We start from the raw sequence: 12,102 nt of genomic DNA on the forward strand, positions 1-12,102 counted from the left end.
GTTTAGGTCAAGGATGTTATTTGTTTGCAAAACATTTGTTCCATTGCCAGCAGGTGCCTTTTTCAGCTTCTAATGCTATATTTTGCTATGCTAAACTGTACGCTTTCGGACGGAGGATGTTCGTTTTATGGTAACACGGTAAATAATTGAAACCAGCCGGTGACACATTCGTTTTGCTTTTTGATAGCCTAAATTCCTTGTTGTGGCATCATAAATGCTAAGGTCAATGAGGCGCGCTTCCTTTTACATTGTTTACTTTCTGATCCTGTTCATTTTCACAGAGCTTATATTGAGATCCGCTCTGGCGTTTTTAGGCTATCCTTTTGTAAGGCCTTCTGATTTTCTCTACAAAAAGTTCTATACAAATATGGATGTCCTGAATTCCATGAAGATCAGAAATGATGATGCAATCAAAGATGTGCTGATTCTCGGGGGATCCGTGATAAGCACGGGATATCTTAATCTGGAACCCAGGCTTGACTCACTTTTGAAACAAAAATATGGAAGCCATGCAAAATTCGCATTTTACAACATAGCAGCTCCTGCCCACACCGCACTGGATAATCGGATCAAGTACGATTTGCTGGACAAGCAAAAGTTTGATCTCGTCATTTATTACGAAGCCATTAACGACACCCACGCGAACAACATTCCGCCTGTAAATTTCAAAGACGATTACGCGCACATTAAATGGTATGACGACATTTACCTGCTTTTAGCCCACCCTGAGATCAATGTAACCGTTATTCCCTACTTGTGTGATAAGGTGATACATTATATAAATGATAAGGTCAGCCATAAGATATATCTGAGTCAATATGGTGTGGATCCGGCGTTTGCAAAGTTTGGGGCCCGGGTCCGGAGCGGGCGGGTGTATGAGCGTAACCTGAACAGGATTATCGGGAAAGCACGCAGCAAAGGCGAGAAATTGGTTCTCCTGAGTTATGCCTCTCATTTTCCCGCCAACTATCCGCTTAAAGGCGATACAAGCGATGTGAAGCACTTTGCCAAATGCAACTTCGCGACCCCTGTTACCATGTGGGGAAGTCCTGAAAATGTTAGAAAGGGAGTGGACAGGCACAATCAGATACTCCGGAAATTAGCCCAAACTTACTCTGTAACACTCATGGACATGGAAAAGCGCCTGCCCGCTGACTCTTCGTTATTTTGCGATGTCTGTCATTTGAGCGAAGCTGGTGCGACGCGCTTCGCGCAGGAACTTGCCGCTTTTATGATTAAGGAGAAATTACTCGAATAGCCAGGGATAATATTCTAAACCCTGAGCGAACCGCGGAAACCCCTTGCTGCATAATAAGAATCGGCGCCGTTATGGTAAATAAAAACGCGGTCGAAACGTCGGTCACCGAAGATTGCGCCTCCCAATTTTCTGACGTTAGCAGGCGTTTTCAACCAGCTGGATGTTTTCAGATCGAACTTGCCTAATGCCTGCAATTGCTGATATTCTTCTTCTGTCAGCAGTTCCACACCCATTTCGGAAGCCATATCCATCGCGGTGTTTTCCGGTTTGTTGGCTTTTCTGGACTCCCAGGCTGCCCGGTCGTAACACAGGCTTCTCCGGTCTTTGGGGGTTTCAGGCGAACAATCAAAGAAAATGAATTCGTCTGACTTTTTATCGTAACCCACTACATCCGGCTCACCGCCAGTCACTTCCATTTCGTCCAGCACCCAGAGCTTTTCAGGATCAGCTTCCAGTTTTGCCTTGATTTTATTCCAGTCCAGACCTTCGTGGCGGCTTTTATTCTTTTCAAAACGGACTTTTAATGTGTCCAGTAATTCGCTGGTCTGTTGCTCGGATAACTGTTTTTTATCTTTCATAGTAGTTTTAAATGCCACGGATGCACACGAATTTTGAATATTAAAGTGATAATAATTTGTATTCTAATTTCGGTTGGGAGAAATAACTTAGCTGATGATACGTCTTAATTTATTGCCGGCAGCTTCCGCGACGCTGGCCTGAAATACCAGGAAACAACTGTCAGGACGATCAATAATATGGGTCCGAAAAATTCCTTGGCACCGTCGCCAGCCGCCAGGTGAGAAAAGACAGCACCGGACATGGTGAAGAAGAAGCCTGCATATGCCCATTCTTTGACCAATGGCAGCCTGGGAAGCAGCACTACAACCACACCAAGCATTTTCCACACACCAATGACCGTCAAAAAATAAAGCGGATAACCCAGATGCGTCATCATGTCCACTTCCTCTTTGAGTTTGATGATCTGCACGGCACCGCTTGATACCATGCCTAATGAGAGCCATACAGTTGCAATCCAGTAAATGATCTTGTTTCTCTTTGTCATGATAGGCTTATTTTAACTGATATACAACTTCCTGCAATCTGTTGTGCGCCATATTAATGCCTTGTGCGAATGGCATTTTCAAGGTTTGGTCGCGCAGCGCTACTGTTTTATAGACCAGATGCATGGTCAGCTTGCTGGTTTCGTGTGTGATCTTTTCGAATTCCAGGAATTCGAGCTGAACGGCAAACTGGAACGGAGAGCCCGGCGTATTTTCCATTTCAAATGTCCGGGTAATTCTTTGGTTGGGAATATATTCCGGAAACACACCATTGGCCCTGAATACAACATTGCCCTGCGCATCGGATGTCTCGAACTCGTAGGCGCCATGTTTCCTGTTCTCCATTTTCACCACTTTTGTTCCCATCCATTGCGCTACGATCTCCGGCTCCGTGTAAGCTTTGAAAAGTAAATCCAGCGGCAGATCAAACTCCCTGGTGATGAAAATTTCCTGCTTGCCGTCTTCGGCGTGAACCTTGGTTTTGCGTTCCATATCATTTATTTGATTGATAATTTTTCATAATTGCTTCCAGCTTGTTAAACCGGTCGTCCCACATATTGCGGAACGGTTCGATGAAATCGGCCACTTCTTTCATCTTCCTTGCATTAATTTGATAGTAAATCTCCCGCCCGTTCTGGTGCTGTTCGAGCAACTCACATTCGGTAAGAATTGCCAAATGTTTGGAAACCGTAGGTCTGGCCGTATCGAAATTGGCAGCAATGGCGCCAGCTGTCATGGTCTGCGTCGCAACCAAAAGAAGGATGGCCCTTCTCGTCGGATCTGCTATGGCCTGGAAAACATCTCGTCTTAAATTCATTGTGTAGCTATTTGGCTACGAATTTAAGTGTAGTCATTTAGCTACGCAAATTTTTCATTAAATTTTTTTTAAGCCTGCTTTGTTGTTAGCTTCCGTCGCTCAAACTATCACTCTATTAATGATGGATTACTTCTATCAGCTTACTTTTTTGAACAAATACAACATTATTCTTGCCGGGCTTCTGCTAATTCTTGGTTTTACAGGGTGCAAAACATCAACAAAAGGGGATCATGAACAAGTTATGGACACATGGATTGATAGCCTGGACCGCGATTCTCGCAAGATTGGGATTAAAAAATGCATCGTGACATTTGACTCGCTAATGGCCACAATTGACGATCAGACGTTAAGTGACCGCATGCGCTACTACAAATTCATGAAGGTCCTCAGCCACAGGGATTCAACATTGACGGACAATGCGCTGAGTTACACGGATAGCTTACTACAACTGTTTCCTACTGCGCAGATCCGCCAGCAATTTCCTGCTGAATACTCCAAAGCATTACTTTTGAAAGGGGATGATTTGTTAAAACAGAAAAGATTTTACCAGGCCTACCGCAACTATTATCACGGCAAATCCTTTTTGACCAGTCTGGGCGAAACGTGTGAATGCGCCCGATACAGCAGCCGGATCGCCAGCATTTCCTTCAAAGAAGAAAACTATTACCAAGCCATAGAATATTGGAAACATGAACTGAAAGAGCTCGCTGAATGTAAGCAGTCGGGCAATTTTCAGCTTGAATTTATTGAGATGCAAGGCAGCCTGAGGAATATTGGGATAGCACATCTTTACCTTAATGAGCCGGATATTGCCTTGCAATATTTTCAGCAAGCCAGTGATTTTATTAATAAACACTCGTCAGATTTTCCAAAAGAACAGAACTACATCCGGTTCGCGCGGATTGTGATGGTAAGGAACGAGGCGGAGGCCTATTTCTTAAAAGGCGATATGCAGACTGCTGAAAAGCTCATCAAAAAATGCCTGATGCATGACCCGGAAATTGACTGGTCATTAGAAGTAGAACAGGAATCGCGGCAGTTGCTTACCAGAATTTTTATTAAGACCAAAAAATTTGACAAAGCCGCAGAGGAGCTTACAATACTGAAAAAGTTGCCGGGCGCATTGAATCATCCTGCTAATGTGATTCTTTATCAAAAAATGGAAGCCTCTATCTTATTTGGACAAGGAAAATTTGAAGATGCAGGAAAGATGCTCATCGCCGGTATGGAAGCCGACCGGGTGATGAAATTGAAGAAGAATGTGGAAAACAGAAGCGATGTAGGGCAGCTGCTGCAACAAATCCAGAATCAACACGAAGAAGAGCTCGTCGAGGAACAGGATACGCGTAAGGCTTTGCTGCTCGTATTCAGCATTTTGCTATCTGTCACCCTGGCGGTGATCGCCTACCTGATATGGCGCATTGCCCGGAAAAGTTTAAATAATTTGCGCGCTGTTACTGATTTAAATAAAGTAATCACGCAAAGCAATATTGTATTGCAAGACACCGTAAATGCCCTGGAACAAGCTGAAATTGAGAATGAACACGTTTTGAAGATCGTCGCACACGATTTGCGCAACCCGATCGCGGCCATTACTTCCGCTTCTCAACTTGTGTTTTGGGATGAAAAGCCAACAGAAGAACAAACAGAACTCATCACTAGCATTCAACAATCGGCCGGTAAGGCCAATACGCTGATCAGTCAGATTCTCCAATCCAGCTCTGATCGCAAACGGGTTGCGAAAAGTGAGGTTGCATTACAGGAGATCGTCCAGTCCTGTATTGATATGCTCAGCCACAAAGCCATTGAAAAACAGCAAAGGCTGGATTATCATTATGAGCAGGTTATGGTGCCGGTTGACAGGGAAAAGATCTGGCGCGTATTCTGCAATCTTCTTAGTAATGCCATCAAATTTTCACAAAAAGGTGGGACGATCCGTATTAATCTTAAAAAACAGGATGAAAAGGTCCTGTTAACCATCGAAGACAATGGGATAGGCATACCGGAAAGCCTGAAAGACGAAGTATTTTTGCCTTTGGGCAGTGCTAACAGATCCGGGACGGCTGGTGAGCAATCGTATGGAATCGGACTTTCCATATGCAAGCAAATTGTAGAAGCGCACGATGGCCGGATCTGGTTTGAATCCGGGAAAGAGCGGGGAACTACGTTTTTTGTGGAATTGCCAATTTGATTTACAAAACATAAAATAAATAAAAAGGGTCGTCCCGGCTAACCGGCACGACCCTACCTTTATAAAAAGCTAGCTGGATAATAACCAGACTGGCTTACTTGGCCAGATCAAATCTGTCCAGATTCATCACTTTTGCCCATGCCGCCACAAAATCCTTTGCGAATTTGGCACCTGCGTCGGCACTTGCATATACTTCTGCAACAGCCCTTAACTCAGAATTGGAACCGAAAACAAGATCCGCGCGGGTTGCCGTCCATTTAGGCTGCCCTGTGGAGCGATCGCTTCCGAGATACACTTCCTTATCCTCTCCCATGGCTTTCCAGGAAGTGTTCATATCCAAGAGGTTGGCAAAAAAGTCGTTGGTTAACTTACCCGGACGTTCTGTAAACACACCATTTTTGGAACCGTCGAAGTTGATGCTCAATGCGCGCAATCCACCCACCAGAACGGTCAGCTCTGGTGCTGTCAATGTCAGCAATTGTGCTTTGTCAATCAGCAATTCTTCTGTTGAAACCGCATAAGTTGTGCCCCGGTAATTACGGAAACCATCCGCAGCAGGTTCAAGATAACTTACTGATTCAATGTCTGTTTGCTCCTGAGAAGCATCCATGCGGCCGGGTGTGAAAGGAACCGTTACGGCATGACCCGCTTCCTGAGCCGCCTTTTCCACGGCTGCGGATCCGGCCAAAACGATCAGGTCCGCCAAAGACACTTTCTTGCCGCCCGTCTGCGTGCTGTTAAACTCGCCTTGAATGCTTTCCAAAACGCTAAGCACTTTCTGCAATTGTACGGGATTGTTCACTCTCCAGTCTTTTTGCGGGGCCAAACGAACGCGTGCACCATTGGCACCGCCGCGCTTGTCGGAACCGCGGAATGTAGAAGCCGAGGCCCAGGTCGTGGAAACAAGCTCAGAAACCGTCAGACCTGATGCAAGGATATACGATTTCAGAGCAGAAATGTCGCCGGCATCAACCAATGTATGGTCCACCGCCGGTATAGGATCTTGCCAGATCAGCACTTCCTCGGGCACTTCCGGTCCCAGGTAACGCGCACGCGGACCCATATCACGGTGCGTAAGCTTGAACCACGCACGGGCAAATGCATCTGCAAATGCGTCCGGATTTTCCAGGAAATGTCTTGATATTTTTTCGTACTCGGGATCCAGCTTTAATGCCAGGTCAGTGGTCAGCATCGTCGGAGCGTGCTTTTTGCTGCTGTCATAAGCATCGGGGATAATATCACCGGCATTTTTGGCAACCCACTGGTGCGCACCTCCGGGGCTTTTTGTTAGTTCCCATTCGAATGCAAACAGGTTTTCAAAGAAATTGTTGCTCCACTGCGTCGGTGTGGTTGTCCAGGTTACTTCCAATCCGCTGGTAATCGTATCCGCGCCACGGCCCGAACGGAAGCTGTTGCTCCATCCCAATCCCTGTGCATCTACATCCGCCGCCTCAGGCTCGTTGCCCACGTGATCCGAGGGCGCGGCGCCGTGGGTTTTACCAAAACTGTGTCCACCAGCGATCAGTGCAACCGTTTCCTCGTCGTTCATTGCCATGCGGCCGAATGTGTCGCGAATATCTTTTGCTGCTGCAATAGGGTCAGGATTTCCATCCGGCCCTTCCGGGTTTACATAAATAAGGCCCATATGCGCGGCGCCAAGCGGTTTTTCGAGCGTACGCGAGTGGATTCCTTCTCCTGGATTCTCGTCGGATGACACAACACCATGTCCTGCAACGCCTGCTACACCTTTTGCATAACGGTGATCATTGCCCAGCCAGGTTGTTTCCGCTCCCCAGTAAACGTCTTCATCGGGCTCCCAAACGTCTGCACGACCGCCTGCAAAGCCAAATGTTTTAAAGCCCATGGATTCCAGGGCAACATTACCCGTAAGAATGAGCAAATCCGCCCAGGAAAGCTTCTGTCCGTATTTTTGTTTGATAGGCCAAAGCAAACGACGCGCTTTATCCAGACTGACATTGTCCGGCCAGCTGTTCAGCGGCGCAAAACGTTGCTGTCCAGAACCACCGCCTCCGCGGCCATCAAACACGCGGTAAGTTCCTGCACTGTGCCAGGCCATCCGGATAAAAAGCGGCCCGTAATGTCCGAAATCCGCTGGCCACCAGTCCTGTGAATCCGTCATAAGCGCTGTCAGGTCCGCCTTTACAGCTTGCAGATCAAGACTTTTGAATGCTTCTGCATAGTCAAAGTCCGACTCTAGCGGGTTAGTCTTGGATGAATGCTGGCGCAGTATACTCAGCTTCAATTGGTTAGGCCACCAGTCGCGGTTTCTGGTGCCACCGCCGGCCGCATGACTGTCCATAGAGCCGTTCAGAAACGGGCATTTGTCAATGTTATTCAGGTCCTTATCCATTTTATGAGGTTATAGTTGAAAAAATCTCACGCATCTTAACTTGTGATTGGCAAGTTATGCTTTTGGAAAGGATAATCACAATCGATTAATTCTATAAATTAATAGGAAAAATCTATTCTATGATTTAGTCTTCCAGCAGGAAAACAATTTCTGTCTGCCATTTTTCAGGATTCGGTTCCAACTCCGGATCGACCAAATAAGATTCCGTGCGTCCACCCCACTCCGTTCTGCCGCCCTCTGTTGCCGACTTTTCGACAAGTCCCTGCTCCTTAATGTAATTTTCCAGCGCGACATGCGCCTGCATCATATCTTTAAAGTCTCCCGTATAAATGATGCTTGCATAATTTCCCGCTGGAAAAACACCGGCGCGAACGTAACCATCGCCCTCTACAGCCTCGTTTACAGGAAAACCAGCCTCACAATCCATCTCGCCGGATCGGGCCATTGATTTATAAAGAAAAAAATCCGGCCCGGCGGCTTTAATGCCGCGATCCTCCATGTATTGCTTGACCACGGGAATCAACGGCGGCAGCACATCCGGGATCTGCTGCATTTGAATGGTTTCTGCAATGGCCAGGTAATGCAGTTCACCACGGCGCTGAATGGTAGGTTCTGAAAGCATGATGGTTTCTATCGTTTGTTTACCCTACAAATTTACCTATCCATGTATGACCACGAAGGGCTAATCACGACAAATAAAAGGGCAAATCGCGACAAAAGCCCTGTTCGCCAGCGGCTACTTTGCACATTATAGACCAAGGACACTCATCACCGACATTCAATTCCTGATAACGTGTCAGTTAAAAGACTGCCGGAATTCCATTGGAGAAAAATTGGTTTTTGTTTTGAAGAGTTTGCTGAAAGATTGAAGATGTTCAAACCCCAACTCGTAAGCGATCTCACTGACAGACAGATTAGTAGTGGAAAGCTTCTGCTTCGCCAGTTCGATCAGTTTGTTGTGAAGATGCTGTTGCGTATTCTGGCCGGTCAGCGATTTAAGTAAACTGCTCAGGTAACCTGGTGAAATGTTGAGGTTTTCAGCAATGTACGTAACGCTCGGCAGGCCTTTCTCAACAAGCGCACCGCTGGTAAAATAATGGGTAAGCAAGTCTTCGAGCTTGGACAAGATCTCGTGGCTGGTAACCTTCCGCGTGATGAACTGGCGCTGGTAGAATCTTTCCGAATAGGTCAGTAATAATTCCAGCTGCGCAATGATCACACTTTGACTGAACCGGTCAATATTGCCCTGATACTCCTGTTCAATGCTCTGCGCGATGGTGTTGAGCATTGTTTCTTCCTTATCTGATAAAAACAGTGCTTCGTAAACCGAGTAGTTAAAAAATTCGTATTGCTTGATGGTTTTGGCGAGGGGGGCGTTCCATAAAAAGTCCGGGTGGATCAGGATCATCCATCCTTCGCGTTTGTAGCTCCCATTTCCTTTCTCAATTTCCACCCCAAAAACCTGGCCTGGCGACATAAAGAAAAGCACACCCTCATCAAAATCCTGAACCTGCTGGCCGTATTTGAACTTAGTATTTGTCACCCTTTTCATGGCTATGGAATAAAAGTCATAGATCATACTGAATGCATCTTCGGCCATCGGCTTGCTCAAATCCTCCATGTGCACCAGGCTGATCAGCGGGTGAGTCGGCTTGGGCAGGCCCGCGGCACGGTGGTATTCAGTAATCGTATGAAAATGAAAAAGCTGTTTACTGTTCATAGCACTGATAAAGTTCGGGATTATTTGGGTTGCAAACCGCCTGTCACTTAGTTTTTCGTATAAATTCCACTTTCAATATCGGCAAGCAAGGTCGAATGCTTCGAATGCCAGTTCAATTGCTCCTGCGTGCGCTTGCTTGATGTCGGGCAATCGATAGCCGCCATATGAGCGAACCAGCCAAAATGTTCGGCCGCTGCCTCATGCGCAACTGACACGACGGGCATATTCAGCTGTTTGCCAATTGCTTCCGCTATGCTTTTAACCGGAATCGCCTCTTCCGCAACGCCATGAAACCGGGCAGCAGCATCAGATGTGCCATGCTCCAAAGCAAGTCTGTACAGCGCAGCCGCATCAAACCTGTGGACCGCATTCCATCGGTTCAGCCCGCCGCCAACATAAGCAGAGACTCCTTTTTCACGCGCTATATTCACCAAAAAGGATACAAAACCATGATTATCATCTTCGCCATGTACCGAAGGCGATAGGCGGATAACCGCAGCATTAACTCCCAATGCCGCTACCGCATCTGCCGCTTGTTCGGACGCCCGCGGCCAGGCCGGATCGACCGGCGCGATGATATCTTCGGTGGCTATCCTTCCCGGACTTACCAGTGCGGAACCGGACGTTATGATAAAAGGTCTGTCGGAACCCGCCAATACATTACCAATCGTTTCAATTGCCACACTATCCGCCCGACAAACTTCCGCAAGCCGCGTAAAGTCGTGGATAAAACCCGCATGGATTACGCCGTCGGCCTGCGCCGCACCGCTGCGGAGGCTATCAAGATCTTCCAAATCGCCCCGATGAACTTCCGCACCTGCATTAATAAGCTTTTGAGACGAAGCCTCCGAACGGGCCAGCCCCAACACCTGATGCCCCGCTCCTATTAATTCCCGCACAATGGCTGTGCCAATGAAGCCAGTGGCTCCCGTAACAAATACACGCATAACTGATCTTTTTTTGTTTATGCAAAGATCGCCGGCGCCAGTCGCCCACATTTAGCCAAATCTGCTTTTGATTTAGCCAAAAAGCGGGCATTTAATTCAAGAAACCCGTGCGCGCTCAATTGCTTCCGCCGTTAAAGGCGTAAAGAAGTTCACCAAATTACTGTCAGCGTCGCGGAATAGCAGGGATCGATTCCCCCAAGGCATGGTCGTCGGGGATTGAACAAGTCTGTCGCCAAGGTAACTGGCTAGCCGCTGATAATGGGCATCGACGTCTTCGACCTGAAACTCGATGATCACTGAGCGGTTCGAACCTGGTGTGGCCACATGGTCACCACCGAAAAGCTGCAACGTCCGAACACTTCCGATCGCCAATGCAGCCGTTTCTGTTCTCAGTCCAGCAAAATCTTGCGTGTACTGTTTTAAGGCCATCTCTGCAACTGTCTGGTAAAACGCTACTAATGGTTGAATGTTTGCGGTAATAATCCGCGCTGATGCAAGTCACAACTATATGTCATCATGAAACTGCAGGAAGTCCATTTATAAATACAGCACATTTCTTACGCATTCCTAAGTTCCCAAAACTTATACGGAAGCTAAGCTAGCGCTAGTTTATACTAACAAATCTCACGTAGGGCCGCATTTTATGAGATTTTGAGGAAAGCATGTATCTTAGGAAAAATTCATAAATCAAAACCACGGCGTCAACAATGAGACCAGAATCAATATTTGTTCAGATAAGAAATTTCTTGATCGATGCATTCAATGGTAGGATCAAAATTGATGTTTCTTGAATAGAGGTAAAATTACGTATAGATCGTGCTTATTCGGCTGAGACTTATCTTTTTGGTAGGCAAAATATCTCCTCAATTTGGGATCTGATGCATCGTCGGCAACGGAGCGTTTTTGTAAGAACGGCAATCATTCAAATCAATTCGGAGCTGGCCTATGAGAATTTCAATAACCATCATTGTGTACATCTTTCTCCTGACTGCAATCGGTTGCAAAGAGGATGAAGAGCCTAAAAAAAATGAATGTGGTTGTGAGAGTGAAAAAGAAGCTGATATAAACAACGTCAAAGGTAAGATTGAGTTTAATACCTCGGAACAACCCGTTTCCTACACGCTTTATGGATATGGAACAGCATTAGTCGTATGTAAGGACTCAATATTTGAAAGACTTTTGGAACAGAATAATTTGATTGATGGGGATAGCATTGTGTTCAGTGGGGATGCGAAACACTATTGTACGGATTGTGAATTCTGCGGTTTAATAAAAATTACCAGCTTGTCAAAATAATGATCTTCGCTGAAAGGAAAGCCACGTTGCAGATTGATGAAGTGACTGAATAACTCACCAAAAATTGTGGCAAATTGAACATTTGGCCCAGCCCGGAAAAGAACAAAGCCTGCTAATCTGTTGATTTGCAGGCTTTTGATGCTTTTTGTTATTTCTTCAAGTGATCCCGCTGGGATTCGAAGCCGATCGCGGCACCGCCAGGACCCATACATTAAAAGCGGCCGGCGTTCCGGTGTATTGCTCTTCCAACCGAGCTACGGAATTGCAATTAAACAAAAATAGCGCCCTTTCGAGACGCCTTTGTGATCCCGCTGGGATTCGAAGCCGATCGCGGCACCGCCAGGACCCATACATTAAAAGCGGCCGGCGTTCCGGTGTATTGCTATTCCAACTGAGCTATGGAATTGCAATTAAACAAAAATAGCGCCCTTTCGAGGCGCC

General features: G+C 46.6%; 12 protein-coding genes. 3 read left to right on the forward strand and 9 right to left on the reverse strand.

What is annotated here, in order from left to right; genetic code table 11:
- Window positions 1-226: 226 nt before the first annotated feature.
- Window positions 227-1,258: a hypothetical protein gene (locus L0660_RS25735; protein WP_235161978.1), complete on the forward strand. Its 1,032-nt coding sequence runs from the start codon at window positions 227-229 to the stop codon at window positions 1,256-1,258.
- 14 nt (window positions 1,259-1,272) lie between these two features.
- Here L0660_RS25735 and L0660_RS25740 read toward each other — a convergent pair whose 3' ends face one another.
- The 4 genes from L0660_RS25740 to L0660_RS25755 all read right to left on the reverse strand — a co-directional run bounded on the left by L0660_RS25740 (window position 1,273) and on the right by L0660_RS25755 (window position 3,136).
- Entirely contained in the window at window positions 1,273-1,836 is a 564-nt protein-coding gene (locus L0660_RS25740) for a DUF4256 domain-containing protein (protein ID WP_235161979.1), read from the reverse strand.
- Between the two features lie 104 nt (window positions 1,837-1,940).
- Complete coding sequence (locus tag L0660_RS25745) at window positions 1,941-2,321, reverse strand: DoxX family protein (RefSeq protein ID WP_235161980.1); 381 nt, start codon at window positions 2,319-2,321, stop codon at window positions 1,941-1,943.
- Window positions 2,322-2,328: 7 nt separating this feature from the next.
- On the reverse strand, window positions 2,329-2,811 hold the full coding sequence (locus L0660_RS25750) for an SRPBCC domain-containing protein (protein ID WP_235161981.1): 483 nt from the start codon (window positions 2,809-2,811) through the stop codon (window positions 2,329-2,331).
- Window position 2,812: 1 nt separating this feature from the next.
- Window positions 2,813-3,136: a helix-turn-helix transcriptional regulator gene (locus L0660_RS25755; RefSeq protein ID WP_235161982.1), complete on the reverse strand. Its 324-nt coding sequence runs from the start codon at window positions 3,134-3,136 to the stop codon at window positions 2,813-2,815.
- A gap of 118 nt (window positions 3,137-3,254) precedes the next feature.
- Here L0660_RS25755 and L0660_RS25760 point away from each other — a divergent pair, with 118 nt between their 5' ends.
- A complete protein-coding gene (locus L0660_RS25760) occupies window positions 3,255-5,327 on the forward strand; it encodes a HAMP domain-containing sensor histidine kinase (protein ID WP_235161983.1) in 2,073 nt (690 codons plus the stop codon).
- A 94-nt stretch (window positions 5,328-5,421) separates the two neighbouring features.
- Here the strand turns inward: L0660_RS25760 and katG are convergent, their stop codons facing one another.
- The 5 genes from katG to L0660_RS25785 all read right to left on the reverse strand — a co-directional run bounded on the left by katG (window position 5,422) and on the right by L0660_RS25785 (window position 10,848).
- Window positions 5,422-7,698, reverse strand: coding sequence for a catalase/peroxidase HPI (gene katG / locus L0660_RS25765; protein ID WP_255712420.1), 2,277 nt, complete (start codon window positions 7,696-7,698; stop codon window positions 5,422-5,424).
- Window positions 7,699-7,822: 124 nt separating this feature from the next.
- Complete coding sequence (locus L0660_RS25770) at window positions 7,823-8,320, reverse strand: GyrI-like domain-containing protein (RefSeq protein WP_235161984.1); 498 nt, start codon at window positions 8,318-8,320, stop codon at window positions 7,823-7,825.
- A 174-nt stretch (window positions 8,321-8,494) separates the two neighbouring features.
- Window positions 8,495-9,418 carry an AraC family transcriptional regulator gene (locus tag L0660_RS25775; protein ID WP_235161985.1) on the reverse strand — a complete coding sequence of 308 codons (924 nt, stop codon included), beginning with the start codon at window positions 9,416-9,418 and terminating at the stop codon, window positions 8,495-8,497.
- 47 nt (window positions 9,419-9,465) lie between these two features.
- A complete protein-coding gene (locus L0660_RS25780; protein ID WP_235161986.1) occupies window positions 9,466-10,365 on the reverse strand; it encodes an SDR family oxidoreductase in 900 nt (299 codons plus the stop codon).
- A gap of 96 nt (window positions 10,366-10,461) precedes the next feature.
- Complete coding sequence (locus L0660_RS25785) at window positions 10,462-10,848, reverse strand: VOC family protein (RefSeq protein WP_409013489.1); 387 nt, start codon at window positions 10,846-10,848, stop codon at window positions 10,462-10,464.
- A 462-nt stretch (window positions 10,849-11,310) separates the two neighbouring features.
- Here L0660_RS25785 and L0660_RS25790 point away from each other — a divergent pair, with 462 nt between their 5' ends.
- Window positions 11,311-11,661 carry a hypothetical protein gene (locus tag L0660_RS25790; RefSeq protein ID WP_235161988.1) on the forward strand — a complete coding sequence of 117 codons (351 nt, stop codon included), beginning with the start codon at window positions 11,311-11,313 and terminating at the stop codon, window positions 11,659-11,661.
- Window positions 11,662-12,102: the final 441 nt, after the last annotated feature.

It is taken from the genome of Dyadobacter sp. CY351, from assembly GCF_021502625.1.
Taxonomy (GTDB): Bacteria; Bacteroidota; Bacteroidia; order Cytophagales; family Spirosomataceae; genus Dyadobacter; species Dyadobacter chenhuakuii.